The organism is Desulfosediminicola flagellatus, from assembly GCF_005116655.2.
Lineage (GTDB): Bacteria > Desulfobacterota > Desulfobulbia > Desulfobulbales > Desulfocapsaceae > Desulfopila > Desulfopila flagellata.
The window spans coordinates 1666959-1690558 of record NZ_CP050698.1 but is presented as its reverse complement, the minus strand read 5'-3'; the positions used below and the strand labels follow the sequence as shown (position 1 = coordinate 1690558).

The following is a 23600-nucleotide window of genomic DNA, read 5'->3' as shown; positions in this document are numbered from 1 at the left end:
GGCATCCATGAAAGCACCCCTCATCGCCCTTCTATTCAGCCTACTGTTGCTCTCTTCCCCACCATTGGTAATGGCTGCTTCTGACTGCTCAGGTCCCTGGCAAGTAATGAAGAATCGAGGAGGAGTTGCCCCGTGTCAAGCCCTTGGGCTCGACAGTAATCGCGGAACATGCCGGCCAGGCGATATGTATGAAACGTTCTGTGATGATATAAAAGGAGGAAAATACAGGACCTGCCAGGGACCGCGTCGCTGCGGCGGTAACCAGCAACCGCAGCAAAACAGAGGAGATTGCACTTACTGGGATTACGACTACAACCGCCCCTGTCCCCAAGGTTACAGAAACATGGATTGCCGCGGTGGATGCGATAAAAAATCACACAATCAGGAACCGTGTAAAAACTGGGATTACAACTACAATCAGCCATGCCCGAATGGATATATCAACTATGACTGTCGTGGTGGATGCGAACCCCGTTACTGATGAATAAAACAGAACAACTCCTTTCCACCATACACAGGAAAGGAGTTGTTGATTGGTCTACGTTACTGCCTGGATAGTTTTATGCAGATTCAAAATGCTCATTAACCTTTTCCCAGTTAATGAGATTAAAGAACGCCTCTATATATTCGGGCCTTCTATTCTGATACTTGAGATAATATGCATGTTCCCATACATCAATTCCTAAAATCGGCTTTTTGCCAAGACTGACAGGACTGTCTTGATTTTGGGTTGTCAGAATCTCCAACCTATCCCCATCTTTAACCAGCCATGTCCAGCCACTCCCGAACAGGAGCGCAGCGGTAGTTGAAAAAATATTTTTAAACTCTTCAAAGCTGCCAAACTGCTTTACTATTGCCTCATATGACGGACCAGCGGCAACAACACTTTTACCTAACAGTGGCCAGAAAAATGAATGATTCGCATGCCCCCCACCATGATTTCTTACGGCGGTGCGGATATTTTCAGGTACCGCAGCAAGGTTCCGTATCAGTTCTTCGACACTGAGTTGACGTAGAGATTCATGTCCTTCCAATGCTGTATTGAGCTTATCAACATACGTCTGATGATGCTTCGTATGATGTATCTCCATGGTCTTAATATCAAAAAACGGTTCCAGTGCATCATAAGCATATGGTAAATCCGGTAAACTATGAGCCATACTGTCCTCCAGATTAATTGTTAAAAAAGCGGGCAATATATTACAGGCAACTTTCCACACAGGATGCTGCACAACGTTCTCTGCAATCAGGCAAGCTGCATGTTGAGCAAAATTATATCTGGTTATTGTCCCCCGCCACTTCTCCGGTTCCTGTTAAAAGTTTACATAAGACCGAAGATTCATACCACCACGTTGTGATCATACGCTCATTTTGTCAAGAAGATTCATGCCAATTTATTATGGGATATCAATATCAAAGAAGCCCTGCTAAAGATAAACACACAGACAATTGTCCTTTTAACTACTCGCGGTGGGCAAAGGTGAACTCTCGACAAAGTTCATCTCAAAAATTTTAATGTGTAAAAGCAGATTTAATGATGAATAGTTAACGGTAGCTAGAGATAATACGATGTTGCCGATAACACCTCAGCCTGCCATCATAGCGCATTTTCACTACAACCGATCACGTTCACCCAACGAAACACCACTCACTATTAGCACGGTAGTTCAGAGACATAAGAGCATAATCAGTGCTCTCATTTTGATATATAATCTTACCGTCTACAAGGTGTGAGCGACACTGTGGTTACGATGAGAATGCTTAAAGCTCTTTAGAAGAGTAGCAAGTAAAGCCACCCCAAATAGCCTGACTCTCTCATTACGTTAATCGATTCAAATATGGACACGTCTTTTTTATAGCGTTCATGCAACATTCTATGCATAATGTGCGGAAATTAACGTCAACACTCATTTAAGTGAATATAACGTAGTCCAACCATATCGACTTATTGAACTCACCATGAAAGAAGTAATTGGCACTTTTACAGTAACCGGCGGTACCCTTCGACAGCAGACTGTATATATAACCCAGCAAACAGTCATCGACGAGAAGGGTATAATTAAAGCAACTATCAAAGGTTTTACGCTAAATGATAAAGATGGTGAGATTGTAGAACGGACAAAAGACCAGAACACCTTCCTTCTTGAAGACGGGACAATCCTACGCAAAACCAGCAATGTCCAGCTCGGTGATCCTGAACAACTTGCACCCCGGATCAATCACCGCCGTAAAAGCTAATCCCGCATCCAGAGCCTGAAACACAAAAGGCAGAAATTCCAATTTTTGGAATTTCTGCCTTTTTTATTTACTCTGTATATCTTCCCCCGGCATATGCAATCTGCTAAATGTATTTGCCGGGCGTAGCCGGAGATACAGGTTAGAAAGTAACTTTTTCAACTCTGTTGCCAAGCAACTTTACGAATTCATTCTTCCAGCTTTCACCGCCAATGGCCTGTGCCAGCAACACCGTCATATGTTGCGGTTTGACTCCAAGATCACGATTTCGACCAAGGCCGGAAATACATGATGGACAGTTTGTGACAATTGTCGGCTCGCCGGAGAAACCTGTTTTACCTGCCTCAATAGATTCACGTTTGCGCTGCATCATCTTATAACTGATATCCGGTCTTGAGATTGCAAGAGTGCCCGCCTCAGAACAGCAGTTCGGAACCGCTCTGACGTCTTTAGCAATCTGTCGGGCAGCGGCTACACCTTCGCCATCAAAAGAATCGTGACATGGCGCATGATATAAGACATTTTTCATCTTTCTTTCGCCGAAATTCAGATCACTATTCTCCAAAACAAAACCGGAAATATCCTGAATTTCACAATCAAAGATGTCATCAATACCGATCTCATGGATTGATTCACGACAGGTTCCGCAACTGACCACACATTTATCAAAAACGATGTAGCCAAGCATATCCCTTATCTGACTAAGGATAATAGTGTTTCTAAGGGTTATTTCATCATGCATTTTCGTTTTTGCGTTTACCTTCGCAGGGAAACCACAACAGAGAAACGGCGGTGGCAGAATCACCCGGATATTACTCCGCAACATGATATAAATTGCAGCCATGCTGATGTCAGAATACAAACGTTCAGAACCGCATCCTGGGAAATAAAACACTGTTTTTACAGGTTCACCAGCCGGCGTCAGCATAAGCGCTTCGTTTGCAGAGCACTCAGGAAGTTTGTTCCAGAGCGTCTCAGATGGTGCAGTCATCATCGGAGACTTCAGCATTGTCACATATTGCCAGTCTTTCTCTTTGAGATTTTCAGGCGCCAGTTTGAATACTTTAGCTCCAAGCTGCTGTATGCTGCTACCCCACTCAAGAACACCCTTTCTAAACACAGAGTTGAACGCCTTGTTCCTGTTGTTCAGATATGTAAGAGAGAGCTTTGTGGCTGGCGCCGTATTCTTGTAGCCTAATTCGCTCAATATAGTGCGCTCAAGCACACTTACTTCTGCAGTATCAATATTTACAGGACATGGAGTAAGACATTTACCACACATGGTACAGTGGTCAGCAATCTCTTCGAGGTTTTTCATCTGGTTAAAGCGTGGCTGATGAGAACGCTGAATATCATACAGCAGCGCTTCAATCAGGGAACCGATCACCATATTCTTATTGCGCGGGTGCATGAAAATATTGGACCCCGGATAATACACACAACATCCGACCATACATTTTCCGCAACGCACACATTTTGATATTTTTGTGGCCAGTGTCTCAAGCGATCCATGCTGCAGGATTCGCGCTTCCAGCTCAAGCAGATCAAAGGAAGGAGTAAACACTTTATCGATTATCTGAGGATCTGTGAGCATACCCGGACTCATTAATCCTTTAGGATCAATCTCCTTACGATACTCAATAAGATCCTTTCTGCGATCTTCAGTGAGGAACTTCATCTTGGTAATACCAATGCCATGCTCACCACTGACTGCGCCACCAAGTTCAACAGATTTGGCCATCACGTCTTCAGCAGTCTTCTCTGCCCGTCGCATCATCTCCCGGTCATTTGAGAAGACTGGAATATTCACATGGTTGTTACCGTCACCCGCATGCATATGGGTTGCAATAACAATTCTTCTGGAACGCACATGTTTGTATATCTCCTCAATAGTCGAGGAAACTTTACCGTAACCGCTGAACAATTCCAGAAGATCTGTCATCAGCTTTTTGATGTAGGCTTCATGACGAACAGACTCTTTAGTGCGTAGAGCAAGTTGTGAAAGCGTGTCCTGACACAGCTCAAGCGCCTTTGGAATCTTTGCTTCCAACCAGTCAGGATCCTCAATAGGCTCAGCCTTACGAAGATATCCCATTGTGCGATGAATAAACTGCTCTTTATTATAGATATCCTCTTCAATATTATAGGCATCAACAAAGCGGGTAAATTCAGCAAGAGCCGCAAGCGGCAGTACAATATCTTCATTGAGCTTAAAGGCATTGGTACGGGCAGAGATAGCACCCAGACGCTTTCTGTCACGCCAGAAACGCGTTGCCTCATCAGCATCCTGAGCTGTAAACAGTTCAGTGTTCACATAGGCGGACAGCAACTTCTCGAGACGCTCTTTACCGCGCATGATCTGAGCACTGTTGTGACCAACCATATCAATAAGCAAAACAGCCTTTGGATGCTCACTGCGAGCCGCCTTGAACTTGTATTGAATGGCCTTGATATATTCTTCGTCAAAATGCTCAAGAGCGATCAGGGCTTCTTCACCTTCGTTGGTAAACTCTTTTGAGATCTCAACGATAACCCTGCTGGCCTCGTCCATATCTTCGCCAAAGAACTCAAGACAGAAGGTGATTTTACGTTCATACGCTTTATACAGAACAAATTCAGCAGAAGTAATAACACCGTCTACACCTTCTTTCTGGAGGCCAGGGACACCCTTAAGTGCCTTATTGGTGATATCCTTCCACAAACCTTTCTTACGAATTTCTTCGCTGGTGAGGCCGATACGCTTCAGCACCGTACCCTTACTGTCTGCAATCTCGAAGAGAACAGTATCACCCGGCAGAATTTTTCTCATCGGATGACCTATACGTTTAACCGTCAGCAGGTCGGTGCCGGGCATGGCAATCTTGAAAGAAAGCAGGTTATCAATGGCGGTACCCCAGAGAACTGCGGTTTTACCGCCCGCGTTTTCTGCAATATTTCCACCAATGGTTGATGCCCAGGAGCTGGTAGGGTCAGTTGCAAAGACAAGATCAACTTTTTTGGCAACCGCCATAGCATCTGACGTTACAACACCTGACTCAACACGTATAACCGGAACATTTTTATCCTGATCTTCAAGGTGAGCAAATTCACGGTATTCAATTGGGTAAATCTGGGTCAGTCTTTCTGTATTGATGATCACACAACCACTTGCCACAGGCACACACCCACCGGTCAGACCGGTACCACCACCACGGGGAATGACATGTAATCCAAGCGACTCGATTGCAGCCATAAGCGGTGCAACCTGATCTTCACTGGTCGGACGTGCAACCGCTACCGGCAGAAAAAGGCGCCAGTCTGTTGCATCGGTTGCATGACTTATAAGGGTGAAAGGGTCGAACCATACATTTTCTTTACCGATAATCGGAGCAAGCTGCTTCTGAATCTGAGCACGATGGGCACTGACACCGCCAACTTCTTCTTTCAATGCGTCAAGACGATCGCGACAGGTATCAACCAGGCTCAGAACTTTTGATGATCTTTCAGATCCGGTACGCTGAATTGCAGCAGCCTTCTCTATAAGCCTAAGGTCTTCTTCCGCTGTATCAAAGAACTGTTGACGTCTGGACTGCGACTCAATCATTTCCTGATAAAGAAACGGGTTTCTTCGTAAAATAAACAGATCACCCATAAAACGCATAACAAGGCGAGCAGAACGGCCGGTGATCCTCAGACTACGTAATTCCTGCAGATCTTCCCAAATTTCCTTACCGAACAGGTGCTTTATAATCAGCCGATCATCAGCTGAGGTAAAGTTATAGGGAATTTCCCGATAATCTTTTTTTTCCATCGTATATCCGCCTTCTCTTTCTTGGATTATCTAAAAATGGTCTAAAATGACGCCATTCTGTGTTTTCAGTATTTTCGAGTCAGTATCGCTACGTTTTTCGCCGTTTCAAGGGTCTAAAACAGTCGTTAGCACCACCCATTCTACGAATTCCGCAGTCCATATTTTATTGAAGAAACACCTTCTGTATCTGCTGAAAGCAGATACCAATTCGACTTCGGTATCAACAACTTTACCGACATTTACAGTGTCAAATCAACAGGATGTGGAGCAGTGCGGCCAGGAAGAATACTTCCGGATATTCGCTGTCAAAGACAGCAAATGGTATGGGGGCGCAGAGGAAAACCCTAAGACTCCGTATAACAATACCCGTGTTTATACCCTATTGAAGCAACATTTGCGAGAGTCCGCTGCTCCTCGGATAATCGGATTGGAGAGCATACACTAAAATCTTTTTTGATGCTACTATCTGCACAAATTCTTTTGCCCGAGTAACAGCAGTATAGACAAGCTGCTTATTGAGCAACCTGCTCTCCTCCTCCGGAAGCATGACCATCACTTCACGAAATTCGGAACCCTGGCTTTTATGAATTGTCATCGCGAAAACTGTCTCGCACCTCGGTATTCTGTAAGGAAGACAGCTTTTAATGGTTCCATCACCTTTTTCAAACCATACTTTCATCATGCCATCAGCAGGGTCTGGTAAACAGATACCGACATCACCGTTAAACAACTCAAGGCTATAATCATTGGCAGTAATCATCACCGGCCTCCCGGCATACCATGGGTCTGCAACCGTATCGTAACCTGCTCTTTTAAGGTAACTTTCCACAACATCATTCACCCTTCGAACGCCGGTCTTTCCATGCCGGGTAGCACAGAGAACCTGAAAATCGGCAAAGGCCTTAAAGACCTCTTTAGGGTCGTCAATTCCTGAAGCTGCAACGACATCCATATATGACGCATATTTCCCACCAATCACATCAAAATACGAATTCCGCAAAACTGAGACATTTGTCACTTCATCACCGGCAACAACCTCCCAGGCTCCTTTGCCATCACCCGAATTGATTGCTGTCGCCAATTTTTTTATACCACTATCAAAACGATAACTTTTTTTCAGTTCAACAGTGTTTTCAGGAAGACTCTTTATACAATCGAGCAGGACAGCACCCGATTCAACAGATGCAAGCTGGTCCTTGTCTCCGAGCAGAATACACCGCGCACCCGGCTTCAAACCATCGATCACCTTACTCATCATTGCCAGATCGACCATCGAAGCCTCATCAATCACCACCACATCCCAGCTCATCGGATTTTTACCGGTATGCTTGAACTGGGGGGAATTTCGTCGATAACCAAGTAAACGATGTAACGTGGAGGCACCTGTGGGAATTTTATCCAGTACTTCATGTGGCAATGAAACGTTAGCTAAACTATTCGCTATCGATTCCTGAAGACGCATCGCCGCTTTTCCAGTAGGAGCTGCAAGTGCCATTCGCAGATCTGTGCCGTACGTCATAAGGAGCAAGGCGAGAATCTTTACCACTGTAGTAGTTTTACCTGTTCCCGGTCCGCCGGAGATTATAGCCAGGGATTTTTTCAGTGCACGTTCAGCCGCCTTTTTCTGCCAGTCAACTTCCTCAGAATCAGGGCCGAATAATTCGTCCAGTCGTTCTTTTGCTGCATGCTCATCCTGCATTTCCCGTTCTCCCTGAGCCAGCAATGCAAGTTGAGATGCGAGCCGGGATTCATAATGAAAAAATCGATGCAGATACAATGAATTGCCATAAAGAATGAGTGGCGTCATCTCATTAGCTGAAACCAGCGAGCTTGCGGATACCATAGTTACATCAGTATCCACAAGCTCCAGACAGCTATGCCCGTTATCCATGGCAAGAGAGAGCTCTTCAACAATGACTTTGAATCTGGCCTTGTCATCACCTTCAAGTTTACAGCGCTCTGCAAGAAAATTTGCAAAATGCACGTCCAGTAATCGTGTTGATGTATCAGTGTTCACTTTACACCCCCAACAGCATCTTCAAGACATGACAGCAACTCCAGCGAAGGCCTTGTGAAATACACTCCGCTTCCCGGTATCTCAGGGACCATCCCCCGCACAAACAAATACATCACACCACCAAAATGGGTTTCATAGTCATAATCAGCTGTCATATTCTGCAGATGCTTGTGGAGAACCAGAGTATAAATCCAGTACTGCAATCCATAGTTGTGAGATGCCATGGCCTGAATAAGCTTATCGGCACTATAATCCTTCAGCCTATCACCCAGGTAGTTGGTTTTATAATCAAGAATATAATAGCGTCCGTTATGCGCAAAAAACAGATCAACAAACCCGGTCAGGTAGCCTCGCATGGTACGGTGAGAAAGTGGAACAACCGTCGGCTCATCCTCTAAAATGACATTAAGGGCTTCGGTCTCCATTCGATCCATGTGGAAATAAAATGGCATCTCCTTTAAGCACGTCTTCTGATTCAGATCTGCAAGTGAAAAGGACGGACAACCGGCCTGGTCTTCTTTTAGAGGAGTTGATACGATGGTGGCCAGAAACTCCTGAACCCCATCAGCTTCCATTGCTATGCCGTATCGTTTACACAGCCGGCTCAATTCCGCCAGGTTATCGTCCTGCCTTGCCAAAGAGTCAAAAGCGATCAATTCCAGGCTATCATGGACGAGATTACCGAAATTAGCACCAGCCGGCATCCCGATATGCAAAATACTATCCCCTGCTTCTTCAGTCTCTTCTGCGAGTAGATCCGAACCATGATCCTCATGCTCACTGAGTGCTGCCATGGCAGAATAACTGGACATCTGATATTCGGTATACAGAGAGCGGGAGGTAGGGGTAAGAGATTTGAGTGTTGCCGGGACAGGGCTTTTGGGGTTGTAAACTGCCAACGCTTCCGGCTCTGTTGTAATTACCGTATGCTCAACACCTTCTGCCTGCGCAAGCGTCATAAACATATCCTGCTGTTCGGCAATTTTAGGCGAAGTTTCAGGAAAAAGCAGATAACCAAGGGCAGACTTAAATGCCTGGGCAACAAATCTATGAGGTTTCGTATCAACCCACATCGTGTAGCATCGCATTTCCGCCCTGGTAAGCGCCACATATAACAATCGTAAATCTTCAGCTAATTCTTCATCAACAGCACGATTGCGATGCGTATCAAAGTCATCAGAACCTATATCGACAATGAGGTTGTTATGTTCGTCATGACAAGTGACCAGATTCTCTTCTATACTCAACATGCTTGAGCGGTACCAGAGATACGGACAGAACACTACTGGATACTGAAGACCTTTGGCACTATGCATCGTAACAATCCGAACCGCCTGTTCATCACTTTCAAGCCGTAATTCTCTGTCTTCAACACCCGGCTTACCCGCGATCATGGACCGTAACCACAAAAGAGTCTGGTCCGGGCCATATTTCTCAGCAGTCTCAGCCTCCTGAACCAATTCAAGAAGGTGGTGAATATTGGCTATTCGCCGCTCAGCTATAGTGCTGCCCGCCACTGTTGCAAGAACATCTTCTGCTTCAAGCAGGCTGTTCATCATCGAGAGAAAACCGTCATTCTGCCAGAGCTGGTAGTAATTGAGAAAACGGTTGAACCAGCCATCAAAAGCAGTTTCGCTCTGCCAGATCTCCTGTAGTTCATTACCACTCAGGTTAAACCAGGAAATGGTCATAGCGCTCTTTAATGCATAACTATCTCCCGGCGAAGCAAGAGCTTTCAGTAACGTGTAGAGTTCTGAACATTCATCTGTTTCGAACACACCCTTTTTGCTGGAGATAATTGCAGGCACTCCGACATCGGCCAACCCTCTGAGATACGTGTCAGCATGATTGTTATTTCGGACCAATATTGCAATATCACGGGCAACAAGCTCAGTCTCAACTTCCAGACCATCGACCACTTTTCTGATAGTTACCGGATTATCACTATCCAGAAGGCGACAGATTTCGGCAACCACATATTCGAGAAATCGAGTGGCAGCCTTTCCGGACGACCATCGCCCTGCCTTATCATCCGGATATGCTGACAGATGACAGTAATTCATTACTGCAAGCTCTTCGTTGCCACAATACAACGAACCATTTTCAACAGTTTTGGCAGCTTCGACAGGAAGAAACGGCATAAGGTTTTCATCAAACGAGAACGGCTTTGTACGGCTTGCAAAAATTCGGTTCACTTCACGTACGAGATACGGATGTGATCTGTAGTTATGCTTTAAGGTGAGATGATGTTCAGCAATATTTTTAGCAGTAAAATACGAATAGATATCCGCACCACGAAAGCGGTATATTGCCTGTTTGGGATCACCAATCAGGTAAAGATAATGCGATTCAGAGCTGAACAATCCTGAAAATATTCGCCACTGTGCTGAATCTGTGTCCTGAAATTCATCAATGAGAGCAACGGTAAAACGGTTACTGAGAAGTCTTTTAAGATCATCCCCATCATCGGATAAGGCTCCATCAAGGCGGACTATCAGGTCATCAAATGACATGTGCCCCTGATCATAAAGACGGGAGTCTACTTCCTCTCTGACTGAAAGAATCAAATCATATCGAAATGCCAGAATAAGGTTATTGACTGCGCGTTCAAATTCACCGACAAGATCTTCAGGCAACGGCCAGTCTGCAAGAAATTCATCCTGTTTTGCTTTTGCAACCTTCCTGGCGTTAAGTGTTGTTTTCACCCCCTCCCGGGTAAGAAATTTCATATCTGCAGGTAGCGGTTCACCTTGGCTTGTAAAAAATTTGGATATAGCCTGCCACCAGCCTGGAAAACTATCACTTAACGGCTTTTTGAACTGACCTGCTTCATATGCCGCATTGAAACGCTCATGCAGCTCTGCAGATGAACGTGACCACCACTGTACCAGATTGCTATATTTTTGCTCAAATGCAGTAATAGCGTCATCAATTGTTGATGGCTGTGGGATTACGCTGCCGATATCGCGCCCCACCCTGGCAATACTTGCATGCAGTTCACCTGGAGTCGGAAACCTTTCTGTCAAAACAGCGCAAGCTAGTCCTGAAAGAGTATAGATTTTGCGTCGCCAATAATCTTCGACGACTTCACTGCTGATATGATTAATATCGGCCAGCAATTCGACATCAAACAGCTGCCCACTCTCCAGTGCCTGCTCGGTAAGCATTCGTTGGCAGAATGAATGGATGGTAAATATTCCGGCTCTGTCTATGTCAAACAAGGCGAGCTGCAACCGTTTTCTGACCATCTCCCTATCGGTCACAGTTTCCAGCCATGCGAGCATTGTATCATCAGGTTGCTTCAGTTGGCCTTCCAACAGATCACGTGCCTCTGCAAGACGCCCACGAATTCTGCTTCGTAACTCCTCAGTGGCGGCTTTGGTGAATGTCACAACAAGGATGCTGTCGACAGGTAGTCCCAGCTCTGTGACGAACCGCAGAACCAGCATGGCTATGGCATAGGTTTTCCCCGTGCCTGCGCTGGCCTCAACGAGATTCACCCCTTTTTGCAAAGGTGTTCGGGCGCAATCTAAAAAAGTGTTATCAATCATTAACATTCCTCCAGATCGGCTCCAGCACCTTCTGGCAGACGTGTTCAAATTCTTCGCCTAAAAGTGCTTCAACGTCACAATTACGTAACAACAGGCTAAGTTCAGCATCGTAGCCATCCTCAACCATTTTCACTAATTTCCTCCGAGCCGCATCAAGATCAGCTACACCGCTTTTCAGATATTTCTTCACCCATTCAACACCCGGATCTATATACAACGGGCTTGGCCTCCGGTTCCCTTCCACAAAGATTTCCACCAGGGTTTCGAGGTCCGGAAGAGGCGGGCTACCTGCTGGTATTTGATGAGAGCTGTCACTTGAAAAAAGATAGGTTGTCGCTGTATTTCCTGTAGCCCGGGAATACAACTGATGGTGCAGCCAGGCTGAAAGCAGATCCTTACCCTTGAATTTACTGTAGCGACAGAGCAACATGCCACCCTCATACACATTTGACAGCATACCTCGTATCGCATAACCACCAACTTCTTCATCAATCAACAGGTCATCAAGCCGATTTCCGATTCCGCAATCTGATATTGTTCGGGCAAATTTGGCAAGTTCTTCAATTTTCTTTTCATATCTGAGATCACCGGGCGTACCCAACGGCCAGCGCCCTGTAATGCTCAGCTTCCTGTGCAGATCATCAAGAACAGAACGATCAGCTCCGGTTATCATGGCTGCCACCAACTCCTGATCGATCAAATAGTTCTCCAGCCCTTCCAATTTGAAGTTTTCACTCTCCGCCACAATATCAAAATCATCACCCAGCCAGATCCCCAGACAATTACGCACAAAATACCGTTGCGGGTTCGAGTAGAATCTGAAAAGATCTCTCACATCTATTTCTTTAATCTCAGACTGACGCTCACCGCTCCACCATGATTTTTCATCTCCATCGGGCATAGCAAGCTTTTCGGCAACTTTGCAATAGGTCGAACTATAGCTGAACAAGCTGTTATCATAACCATTGAAATAGTTGCTGCTAAAAGGATGCAGAGGATGCCTTATAACGCAATCAGTGACATGATAATATTGCGTCAACACTTCAAGAAGCTCGGTTACCACCACAGAAGGAGGTATCTCTTCGTTGTTTTTGATGGATTGACCGATATAGCTGAGATAGAGCTTTTCGCGCGCCGCAACAAGAGCTTCCAGAAACTGATACCGATCGTCCATTCGTCTGGACCTGTCGCCAGGCCGATGTCCGGCCCCCATGAGATCAAAAGTCGCATAGCGATCGTTTTTGGGAAACAGTCCATCATTTAAACCAATCAGACACACTACCTTAAACGGAATCGATCGCATTGGAAGCATTGAGCAGAACGTAAGCTGACCACGAAGGAAACCTGAGCTCGATCGCGTTTCACGCGCCATATGTTCCAGCCAACTGCAGATAACGGTAAAATCTACATCGGATTGATGAAATACTCCCTGCTTCTCTCCGAGATCCTGCACTATTTCCTGTAATTCCAAAAAATCTTTGCTATCAGCGTAGCTGGATTCATCGTAAAACAGTTCGCGGCTATAGCTGACGAGCAAATCTGCCCACCCCGAAAGGGTGTAGGAAGTGCTGAAATCGCTTCGTGCTCTTTCAACTATTTTTACAAACTGACACAGTCCGCCAAGGGCAGCTGCACCACCGCCTTCGATATCAGGAAATGGCAGGACATCATCAACAAAATCGCCACTATCAATAGCATAACCCATCAGTAACCGTTCAAGCCCAGCCGCCCAACTGCACTCTTCAAATTCAGGCAACCCCATTTCGCCGCGTTGTTTTGCTGAAAGCCCCCATCGAATTCCAGATGTAGTCACCCAGTGCTGAATATTCTCCAGATCAGTCGGAGATAATTGTAATTTTTCTGAGATAACAGGCTCGTTTAACAGATCAAGCAATTCATCCCAGCCGAATCTCCCTGAAAAAAGCGCTAAAAAACTATCGAATGCTGCAATGACAGGATTCCTACGCCGTAGGCTTCGATCAGATACTGAATGTTGAATTTCTTTAAATACCGCAGGTATCAGTGCGGCATACTCCTGAATATCCGGAGCCATCACCACGATATCACGTAATTCAAGTTCTGGTTCTTCATAGAGCCAGCGTAGGATATGATCCTTTAATATATTGATTTCCCGTAGCTTTGAGTGGCAGGAAATTATGCGTATGGAATCATCACCGATGGGCCACGGGTTAGATATCGCTTCTACTTCCCCCGCAAGAAGATCTGACTGGAGTTGACGAAGAAGAGTTGGAGATTCAGTATCAAGAGGATCTTCGTAACTGTCAAACTCAAGTTCAAAGTGTACATCATCAAATAGCATCCGTTGAAAATCCCTGCCCTGCTGGCCAAGTGAAATAAGTAACGGATGACTTTCAGGGGTATCATCAAGTTCCTGAGCCATACCGCTTTCGTCATTGATGCTTCGAAGCAGTATCTTTCGACGACTCTCAATATCACCCCAATATTCACGACATGGAGAAAGAACATAGAGGTGGACATCACTATGCAACGCCAACCCCTGCAGATATCGTAAAAAAAGCGGCGGCATTATTGATAGTCCGAACACAGAAACCCGTTCAGGTAACCTGCCTGCGAGATCTTTTCCGGATGTAAGTGCGTTAATCACCTGCTGCAAAACAATACCGCGATGAGGAGCACTATCCACCTGCCCGGCAAGTCTCATCCAGAGTGTTCTCTGCCAGATCTCAGAAGGTTCTTTGGTTGTTAAACGGTTTTCAGCCCAGGCGTTCAGCATTTCCGGTCGCATGAGCTGATATTGATCAAAAATATTTGCAAGCTGGTCAGCAAGCTGGTAGCGCTTTACATCGAGATTTTTACCATTCAAATATCGCCTCAGCGGTTGAAACTCTTCCGCTTCAATATCGCGAAGCAACTCTTCTATACGCCAGACCATAACCTTTCGATCATAGCCGTCAGGCGTAATCTCCATGTCAAGCATATCCGCACTGTGCTGCAGAAAACTCAGGGGCAGAAGATATTCGAAATTACACCAGCTTGTAAAATTTTCAGCAAGAGTCTGAGAAATCATCCGCTCCATACCCTGGCTCTGGATAAGAAAATATTCTTTCTCAAACAGATTCCTTCGTTCTGTCACAGTAAATATTTGAACAAGATGCTGAAGGAGGTTTTCTGTACGGTTTGAAACATGAAGGTACAACATGGCAGGTCACTGTGGGATCTATTACGAAACCGTTTCACCGGATTCTGGTTCGATTACTTCAGAGATTTTTATAGACAGACAATCAAACATTAAAAAAATCTCTGCTATAGCTGTGAGTGTATAGTACAAAACACGAACTGAAGACATACCGTACATAAAGAGGAAGAGGAATTAGCAATAGGCTAATTCCCCGTTTACAGCTTAGAAACAGACAGGTACTATTGAGGAATGGTTCCCTGTCCGGCATATTCATATATGCCGTTAAACAGTCCGACCATAATACCCACAGCAAAAAACAAACGGAAACGGCGCTCCCAGGGCATCGGAAGACCACCCGCCATGTATTGCATCAGGGCGACAATAATACAGGTGATACCAACGACATACCACCCTGTATCGAGAATTTGCTTGCCAGTCTCTGTTACTGTGATCAATAGATCTTGGCCAACCCTCAGGTTAACCAGGAAATAGAGAACGGCAGAAATACTAAACGTAATTTTTTCTTTTATCTCAGACATATGAACACACTTGAATCATTATATTTCCCCGGAACTGAAATCTATTCCGGAAGCCAGTACCCGGTTTTTCTTTTGTTTTCAAAACTTCATGTCCTGCAGCCGGTAGAAGATAGCGAAACTGCAGACAATAGCGCAGATATATTCAAAACAACCGGTCACTGTCAAGCACATACTCCTAGTCCACTCGGTGACGGCCGTGATCGTTTTCTCCATCTTATCCGAGACATCAAGGATAGGAAAGATGATTATGCTGCTCAGCTGAGTTCTCTCACAGTTGCTTCAATGTCAGCCAAAAAGGCATCTATAGAAGACAGCTCCCGCGGAATTATCACTTCGTTACTTGGTGGCCATGGACTTAAAACCGCACCTGAAGAAGACAATGATGTGCAACTCTGGCAGGCTCGTCTGGTCTTAAAAATTGCAGAAATCCTTGATCGGGAGGAAGAAGAAGTAGCCATGCAGATGGCTCTGCTCGACGATGAAGAGGAAGGACTTTTTAAAACTCTTCATGGTGAACTTGCAGATGATGATGAGAACCTGCTGGATGAACTCAAGCAGCTCAAAGAAAAGATCACCCTCCCCACAGCCGGATCCATACGAAAGCGACTCTCAGCCTGGAGTCGACTGTACAATGGTGGAAAGGTAGAGAGTCAGCAAATCTGGCTTACTCACATGATCGAAGCCGCCGACACTCTTCTTGAACGTTACGAGGACCAGCATAACAAACCTGCCGCAAAAATTGTTGAATTTATACTGCCTGCTAATATTGGCTGGGGCAAGGCTGAAAGTATTGAATTGGTGGATTCTTTCAGGCAGAATAACAGTGATCTTTTAGACAGAATTGCCAAAGCCCTCACTACATTCGATACGGATGCACTCGCTTCACTCCCCGCCGAATGGGCTCATGCAATCGAAGCATCATTCCCAGAAAAAATGAACGGACGAGCACAGCTCGCCATCTATAGCTTTACAGAGTCTTCAATTGCTGAGCTATGCGGTAGCAAAACAGACGATAGTACAGGCAGGCTGCTTGGCGTGATAAGCTGGCAGGAATGATGTAGTACTTCTCTCTACAATGGCACCGCCCGAATTTCAGGCAGTGCCATTCTTGTTATCGGTTTATCTAATTCTGGGGGTGAGGTTATTCTTTATCATCCTCTTTACAGCATGTGTATGGATTAATTGTCATCACCGGGCAGTGTGCAGCACGAACTACTTTATCCGCCACACTGCCAAACATGATCTTTTCGAGCCCTTTATAGCCGTGGGTGCCCATAATGATCAGATCGCCATGAACTTCCGCAGCAAAGTCGACAATCTGCTCTGCAACATCACCCATAAATACCCTGTGGTACAGTTTCTCCACTCCGTATTTATCGCAAATTGCCTGAAGATCTTTACTAAAGCTCTGCATCTTATCTTCGGCACCTTCCACAAGCTCACCCTCAAGATTCGGCATGCTCATTTGAGGCACGAAGAAACCTGAATAATCTTCAAAATTCTGAACAACAAAAACAAGGTACATTGAGGCGTTAAACTTACCGGCCATGTATGCTGCCGATTCAGCAATGAGTTTCGAGTTATCAGAAAAATCGATTGGAGTAACTACACGACGTACATTAAGCAACTTTTCCATGCGAACCTCCGTAGTAGCCCGGATAACTCTCAGGTGGACGAGGCCGGGATTCCGGTTATTGAAGCCGCATCAACCCACCACTGATGTGGCCTGAAAAAACTGTATTTAAACATTAGACTATAAAAAGTACCCTCCGAAATTCCAGTGAGTATCTGTTCTATTCCTAAAAGAGATAACGCTCTGCTCATAATATATTTTTTCACAGCGATTTCTAATAATCAAGGGATTCTTCCTCCCATTCACTTTAGCTGAATGCTTCGTGTATACTTTACACTCCTGATAAAAAAATTCTGCAACTGTACGTAATTTAAATGTAAGTACACAAGGAGAAAATATCCAGTGTACTTCAGCCTTTCATCACATGACTGATAACAGGTAAGATTCCTCATTTGTCCTTGAAAAATTAGTATTTCGGGATATTGTGTCCAAGGACTTAGTACGCCCGAACATAATTGCACATGTCTTGCAAAGGAGTTGTGATGAAACGAATTAAAGCTATATCTATCAGTGATCGAAAAGGTGTTCGCAAAAAGAACATTGATTCTGTCAACCTTATTGAAAATTTCGGTCTCGAAGCTGATGCCCATGGCGGTAAATGGCACCGCCAGGTCAGCTTTCTCGCGGAAGAATCAATTGAGTCGATGCGCGAAAAAGGCCTCAATGTTGTAGCAGGCAATTTTGCAGAAAACATTACTACTGAAGGTGTTGATCTCTGCGCCATGAAGGTAGGTGACCACATACGTCTGGGCAATACTGAACTCATCATTTCACAGCTTGGCAAAGTGTGCCACAATCCCTGCGCTATTTACCATCAGGCTGGAGATTGTGTTATGCCTCGTGAGGGTATTTTCGGCGTAGTCATTAAGGGTGGTGAAATACGGGTAGGTGATGAGATTGAATTGCTGGATGCCAAATCCACTGCAGTTGCCATTATCGGTTCAGGAGACTCTGAAACAACGTTTGGCGAACAACTTAAGGAAATCATTCAGGAAAAATGGCAACCGGGCTTCATTCGCTATGACAGGCTAAAGAAAAAAGAAGACAACCTGGAACCTGTCCTTACCGACCTGATGGATGCACAGCACATAGACAGGATCATTATTTTTGATCCAAGCGGTAAACATGCCCTGGCCCTTGCCGGTATCCCAGCAGACGGCCCAATTAAAGTATACTACTGCACGTCGATAGAGGACGTAGAATCGCTATAAAGACACACTCTGTCAGGGTGGCTGAAATACCCACCCTGATATAGTATTATCTTGCTCTTCGACCCCTAGGAGGGTGTCCGAGAATAGCAATTTTCGCTCAGATCAAGGCAAACTCGCAAAATTGCCGGAGGCATATAATCGATATTCCGAGGATAATTTTTCGAGTTTAACGAAGATATGGGGGGAAAGGGCATTGTCGGACAGGCTCCTAGGAGGCTGTCCGACAATAGGAGTTTTGGTTAAAATCGAGACATTTACAAAAAATAAGCACAGCCATATAGATGATATTGCGAGCATTATTTTTTGAAAATTCCGAAGAGTTTGGGCAAAAGGCCATTGTCGGACAGCCTCCTAGGAGGGTGTCCTAGCATTCTCTGCCTACAGCGACAAGACTGATCCCAAGCTTCTTTTCAAGTTCCTGTATTTTTTTTAGATTTTCAGCAGACAAATGTGCAATAGAAGCATTATTACAGCTAAATGCAAGTAATGGTGATTGAATATCTTTTTCGAGTTTGTGGATTTCCTGAAGATCATTGTCATTCAAATTAGATAAGCTGCATAGCATGACCCTACCTCCTGTAAATGTTATGGTCGAAAAAAGTCTATCGACCTGAGTGATCTTTCAACATTATAATACCTCATGCATCCTGTGCAAAAATATCCACTCAAAACCACCTAATTCACTGCTATCACAAAGGTATTACAATAAACATTTCATACATTTGACTGTTCCGGCACCGAGATGAACAGATGGTTGAGACTTCGCCGTGAAACACAGGTATTTTTTATTTTATGATTACCACAAATCTTCAACGTCCAAAGGTGAGGAGAGAGGCGTGAGGTGTCAGGCGTCGAAGATTGACAAGTAGTGTCTTTTTTAGATTCCCGTAATTTCATTTAGTTGAGAAGAAGTCAGTAGCTTTGAGCTGTTACTCCTCCCCCCTCACTTCACTCAGTTGAGCTTTGGTGGAAATAATATTTTATTGTATTCTTTTAGATCTATAAAGCAAAACAGAGTGTATAATTGTGGTGAAATTTACGTGATTATGCGCGCCAGAGAAAATACAATCTCATTTAGAATCAATACATTGTAGTCACAGCTGAATTGCGGCTGCCTATAGAAATACCGTCCATACTTCCTATAGGCTTTGTCCTTAATCTATTTTTGAAAAGCGGGTTTTCAAACTATGGCAGTTTATCGAGTCCACTTCACCTGGAAAGAGAAAGAATATACCCTTAAAGCAAGGAGTCTTGATATGACTCACCCCTATTTTGTCTGCATAAAAGATCTTATTCTTCCCGAAGAAAAGAGCTACCTCATAAATCCGGCAGATGATGAAATCAGAAAACATTTCGGAGGAGTGCGCCAACTGCTGCTTCCATTCCAGTCAGTATCGATTATTGAAGAGTACATAGAAGATCCGGACCCGAAAGAGACCGCATCCTCAACTGGTAAAATCATTTCTGATCGTTTCACTAAGAGTTGATCTTCATTAACACATTTTTTTGCCCGTTTCTGCAGCACTGTAATTAAATGAGCTACTGAGTTTTACATGTATATTCCACATAAATTGCGGAGTTCTCTATATTTCCCTATTATTTTTATCATTACATTTTTTCAAAAAACAGGTAATTATAGATCTGTCTAAGAACACGGCTTTACCTCTAAGAGGTCGTCCCAAAACAGACATCCTTTCTCAAATTGAAGTATTTTGCAAATACCAAGCATGTTTATATTTTTAATATTAACACCGTTGTTGTTTTGAAATACCGAGTATTTAAAAAAGAAGAGCATTCCGGGATAGATTCCTAGACACTACATGCTGTATCTGATTAGGAGCTATTGAGATTTACCTGTAAGTTACGGAACTGATTTTCGTTGCTTACCCTGCTGTGAGTTAGAATTTCTATGAAGTTTCGAAATGTCGTCCGCACCCATTTTTCAATGTTTGCCATGCTAGCACTATTGCTGACAACCTCAACCGCCAATGCAAAAGGCCCACCGCAGGAAATCTGCCCAGACGCTGCGAAAATTTCTCCACCTCTAACCAAAAGCCACATGCTGTCTCGTTGTCTTGAAAATGACCAGCTTTCCGGCCCTGACCATTCCGAATTATCCAAGCGTAGAGCCACTGTTTATCTTGAACTGGGGAGATACAAGCTTGCTCTAATCGACTTCAAAGCCGCGTTAGAGTTTAATCCCGATGATGCGGAGATCTACAACGGTCTTGGAATCGTTAATAAACGGCTTGGTAATTATGAACAGGCGAAGACAAACTATGCCCGTGCGCAGAAACTTCGACCAGTTGTTGCTGCACCGAGCATAACTCGACAACCCCAACCGATTACAGATATCACTACAATACCAGATATACTTCCCGTAAAAATCGAAGCGATCACCAGCAAAAGGGTCTTCTTTCCTAAAGAGACAATGCACTCGATATCTATCGAAAGCCCTCTGGCGATCAGTGAGGAAATGAAATACCCGATTATAGATGAACCGCTTCAACCGGATATATTGGCTCAGTAAAGGTGATCTTCTCCACACCCACCCACCTTGTGGAGAATACTATCCTACTGGATGCATCTGATTTGTAGCAAAAACACAAATACACACATCTCGCACATTGCACATATGGCGCAATACCGAAACTCTTTGCCAATAATGCTATTGGCACCAAGCGTGTTGAGCGCTCTCCCCCGCAGTTACCAGAAGATAGCACCCGACACTGTTACAACAATATGCCTTTAAAGCACTCAACCTGAGCCCTTCCGCTCAGTGAAGCAGATCATTAATGAGCTTTTTGTAGTTCTTCTCAATAACGTGCCGTTTCTTTTTGAGCGTGTTAGTCAGCTCTTCACCCAGCTTGAACTCCTTATCCAAAAAAGCGATATTCTGAAGTTTTTCGTAAGGCTTGAACCCCTGCTTCGGCATGAGTAATCTGTTCATTTCTTTCTTGACCTGATCCACGACGTGCCGGTCTTCGAGCAATTCATTCTTCTCATTTTTCAGGTCACTGAACTTTTGTCCAAGAAACGCTTTCAATTCTTCCATATTTGGAACAACCAGCGCGCCAAGTCCCTTTTTATCCTGACCTACCAGAATCGCATCCTGAACAAATGGAAACATACTGATAGTGTTCTCAATTCTGGTTGGATCTATGTTCTCTCCGCTGGCCAGAACAATAATTTCCTTGGCCCTGCCGGTTATAACCAGCTCACCACCTGTCGTGAGTTTCCCGAGATCGCCTGTTTTAAAATATCCGTCATCTGAAAATGACTTACGATTCTCTTCGTCATTTTTATAATAGCCGGGAGTAACCTGCGGCCCTTTCACTTCAATGAGTCCTTCAATGCCGACAGGTAAAATGTCACCACCTTCAGAGACTATTCTCAGATCGGTATGCGGCACAGGTGGACCGAGAGTTCCATAAACCCGGCAGGTGAGTCCCCTACCGGCAATAGCCGGTGAACACTCTGTCATGCCATAGGCATTAACGATACGAATACCAACAGCATCAAGCCACTCTTCAAGATATGTCGCTAAGGTACCACCACCACTGATCGCAAGACGCAAACGCCCGCCAAACCGGTCCTGAACCGCACGCAATTTTTTCTTTGCCAGCAGATAGAAGGGAAATAGCAGCAGCATTTTCATACCTGCCATAGCTTTTGTTATCAGCCTGCGACCAAACCAGCGATTGGAATACATCGGTAACCGATCAAGAAACAGCCGTTTATTGTGTCGATAGACCTTCGAAACCCAGATGAGTGACCCGAAAACATTCATTGCCACGCCGCCTTTTTTTCGAATTGTTGCCTGTACCTTTGAATAAAGCGATTCCCATACACGGGGAACTGTGGCAACAAGGGTCGGTCGATATTTTTCCAAATCCTGCGAGAAGGTTTTTACAGATGAATAGACAAGGGTCGTTCCTGCTGCCAATGCAACATATTCAGCTGTGCGCTCAAAAATATGCCAGGTTGGTAGAATAGACAGCCATGAGTCGTTCTCTGTTAACTGAATAATAATAGGAATGCATCTGACATTATGCATAATGTTGGAATGAGAAAGCTGTACTCCCTTAGGCATGCCCGTGGTTCCGGAAGTATAGATAAGCGTAAGCAGATCGTGTTCTTTAATTGACTCACCCATCTCCATAAACGTATCAACATCTGCCTGGGTATAACGGCGATCTGTCAGCAGGTCGATGTAGGAGTAGGTGTGACTAAACAGTGTATGCAATCCCGGCCCTGTCATTACAAAAATCGACTTAAGCTGCTTTAGCCCTTTGAGATACTCATAATGGTATTCCAGCAATTCAGGGGTTTCAATTACGAGATAAATGGCATCTGAATGGTTAATGATAAATTCTAATTCCTGCGAAGGTGTATCGGCACCACGCGGAACATTAACAGCTCCAAGACTCATAATGGCAAGATCGGTCACTATCCAGGCGTAACGATTGTCTGAAAGGAGCATGACTTTGTCTCCTTTAGAAATCCCACGCTGCCTGAAAGCACGTGAAAGTAGCAATACATCCTCAAAGAGTTTGGCGTAGCTGACCTTATGTTCTTCTTTACCTGAGCGATAGATATAGGCGATATTCTCGCTGAATCGACCTGAACTATCGACTAAAAGGTCGAAAATTGTTTTCAGAGGTCGGGCCACTCCATGTTTTTCTGGTACTTTGAGTTCTTCACCACCGGTATTGCTCATTTATTCCCCCAATGCACTCCAATAGTTCCCAGCATGAATTTTTTATACCCAACATTTTCAAGCCCAGCTTCACGAAAAGCGTCGGCGAGTGCTTCTGCAGAATAAAAGTCCATGGTCGAACCTGTTAAATAGGCATACGCAGCTTCATCATCAGCAATCATTCTGCCCAAAAGCGGAATGCCATAGGCAAAATACAAACGGATAAACGGATAAAGCACATTCCTGTTGGGAGGAGTCGTATCAAGACAGACCACCCTTCCACCAGGCTTTAACACTCTGCGGACTTCACGGAGTACTTTTACGGCATCATCAACGTTTCTTAACAGATAACCAAACGTTACAGACTCAAAAACATTATCATCATATGGCAGATTATTAGCATCACACGCCTGCCAGCTAATCCCTGAATCAGAAAATCGCTTTTCAGCTTCACGTAACATGTTCTGTGAAAAGTCTGCCCCGATTACTTGGGCCTGGGGGTAAGACCTGGCGCTTAAGGCTGCGATATCGCCTGTACCTGTTGCAAGATCTAACACCCAGCCACTGCCCGGGTTACCCGCTTTATCTACAACAAAACGTCGCCACTTCTGATCCTGACCCATGGTCATGACCCTGTTCATCACATCATATCTGCCGGCAATGGCATCAAACATTTTTTGTACACCTGGACCCTTACTCAACCTGCTTCCTCCACTGCCATTAATATAACTACTAAAAATCAGTCACAACCAAACGATTTGGATG

The 23600-nt window shown here is 44.7% G+C and carries 16 protein-coding genes; 6 read left to right on the top strand and 10 right to left on the bottom strand.

Features of this window, described 5'->3' with window-relative positions:
- The first annotated feature begins 7 nt into the window (after window positions 1-7).
- On the top strand, window positions 8-481 hold the full coding sequence (locus FCL46_RS07050; protein ID WP_136806927.1) for a hypothetical protein: 474 nt from the start codon (window positions 8-10) through the stop codon (window positions 479-481).
- A 79-nt stretch (window positions 482-560) separates the two neighbouring features.
- On the opposite strand, the gene FCL46_RS07045 is transcribed toward FCL46_RS07050, so the two are convergent.
- Entirely contained in the window at window positions 561-1160 is a 600-nt protein-coding gene (locus FCL46_RS07045) for a superoxide dismutase (protein ID WP_136806926.1), read from the bottom strand.
- Window positions 1161-1959: 799 nt separating this feature from the next.
- On the opposite strand from FCL46_RS07045, the gene FCL46_RS07040 reads away from it, so the two are divergent.
- Window positions 1960-2238, top strand: a complete 279-nt coding sequence (locus FCL46_RS07040) for a hypothetical protein (RefSeq protein ID WP_136806925.1) — start codon at window positions 1960-1962, stop codon at window positions 2236-2238.
- A 139-nt stretch (window positions 2239-2377) separates the two neighbouring features.
- Here the strand turns inward: FCL46_RS07040 and FCL46_RS07035 are convergent, their stop codons facing one another.
- From FCL46_RS07035 to FCL46_RS07015, 5 genes are all read right to left on the bottom strand, one after another.
- Window positions 2378-6025, bottom strand: a complete 3648-nt coding sequence (locus FCL46_RS07035) for a DUF3683 domain-containing protein (RefSeq protein ID WP_136806924.1) — start codon at window positions 6023-6025, stop codon at window positions 2378-2380.
- A 379-nt stretch (window positions 6026-6404) separates the two neighbouring features.
- On the bottom strand, window positions 6405-8042 hold the full coding sequence (gene recD / locus FCL46_RS07030; RefSeq protein ID WP_136806923.1) for an exodeoxyribonuclease V subunit alpha: 1638 nt from the start codon (window positions 8040-8042) through the stop codon (window positions 6405-6407).
- Entirely contained in the window at window positions 8039-11593 is a 3555-nt protein-coding gene (gene recB / locus FCL46_RS07025; protein WP_167505844.1) for an exodeoxyribonuclease V subunit beta, read from the bottom strand. The genes recD and recB overlap by 4 nt, the downstream gene beginning before the upstream one ends.
- Complete coding sequence (recC, locus tag FCL46_RS07020; protein WP_136806921.1) at window positions 11586-14774, bottom strand: exodeoxyribonuclease V subunit gamma; 3189 nt, start codon at window positions 14772-14774, stop codon at window positions 11586-11588. Before recC ends, recB begins: the two co-directional genes overlap by 8 nt.
- A 218-nt stretch (window positions 14775-14992) precedes the next feature.
- Window positions 14993-15292 (bottom strand): hypothetical protein, encoded by a 300-nt coding sequence (locus FCL46_RS07015; RefSeq protein WP_136806920.1) that lies wholly within the window; start codon window positions 15290-15292, stop codon window positions 14993-14995.
- Between FCL46_RS07015 and FCL46_RS07010 the strand changes: the two genes are divergently transcribed.
- Window positions 15293-16348: a hypothetical protein gene (locus FCL46_RS07010; RefSeq protein ID WP_136806919.1), complete on the top strand. Its 1056-nt coding sequence runs from the start codon at window positions 15293-15295 to the stop codon at window positions 16346-16348.
- A gap of 85 nt (window positions 16349-16433) precedes the next feature.
- On the opposite strand, the gene FCL46_RS07005 is transcribed toward FCL46_RS07010, so the two are convergent.
- On the bottom strand, window positions 16434-16928 hold the full coding sequence (locus FCL46_RS07005; protein ID WP_136806918.1) for a universal stress protein: 495 nt from the start codon (window positions 16926-16928) through the stop codon (window positions 16434-16436).
- Window positions 16929-17407: 479 nt separating this feature from the next.
- On the opposite strand from FCL46_RS07005, the gene FCL46_RS07000 reads away from it, so the two are divergent.
- Complete coding sequence (locus tag FCL46_RS07000) at window positions 17408-18136, top strand: MOSC domain-containing protein (protein WP_136806917.1); 729 nt, start codon at window positions 17408-17410, stop codon at window positions 18134-18136.
- A gap of 364 nt (window positions 18137-18500) precedes the next feature.
- Here the strand turns inward: FCL46_RS07000 and FCL46_RS06995 are convergent, their stop codons facing one another.
- Window positions 18501-18701, bottom strand: a complete 201-nt coding sequence (locus FCL46_RS06995; protein ID WP_136806916.1) for a hypothetical protein — start codon at window positions 18699-18701, stop codon at window positions 18501-18503.
- 622 nt (window positions 18702-19323) lie between these two features.
- Between FCL46_RS06995 and FCL46_RS06990 the strand changes: the two genes are divergently transcribed.
- Both FCL46_RS06990 and FCL46_RS06985 read left to right on the top strand, forming a co-directional pair.
- Window positions 19324-19623 carry a DUF1820 family protein gene (locus tag FCL46_RS06990; RefSeq protein WP_136806915.1) on the top strand — a complete coding sequence of 100 codons (300 nt, stop codon included), beginning with the start codon at window positions 19324-19326 and terminating at the stop codon, window positions 19621-19623.
- Window positions 19624-20045: 422 nt separating this feature from the next.
- Entirely contained in the window at window positions 20046-20666 is a 621-nt protein-coding gene (locus FCL46_RS06985) for a tetratricopeptide repeat protein (RefSeq protein ID WP_136806914.1), read from the top strand.
- Window positions 20667-20912: 246 nt separating this feature from the next.
- Here the strand turns inward: FCL46_RS06985 and FCL46_RS06980 are convergent, their stop codons facing one another.
- Together FCL46_RS06980 and ubiE are read right to left on the bottom strand one after the other, a co-directional pair.
- Window positions 20913-22856 (bottom strand): AMP-dependent synthetase/ligase, encoded by a 1944-nt coding sequence (locus tag FCL46_RS06980; protein ID WP_136806913.1) that lies wholly within the window; start codon window positions 22854-22856, stop codon window positions 20913-20915.
- Window positions 22853-23536 (bottom strand): bifunctional demethylmenaquinone methyltransferase/2-methoxy-6-polyprenyl-1,4-benzoquinol methylase UbiE, encoded by a 684-nt coding sequence (gene ubiE, locus FCL46_RS06975; protein ID WP_136806912.1) that lies wholly within the window; start codon window positions 23534-23536, stop codon window positions 22853-22855. The genes FCL46_RS06980 and ubiE overlap by 4 nt, the downstream gene beginning before the upstream one ends.
- Window positions 23537-23600: the final 64 nt, after the last annotated feature.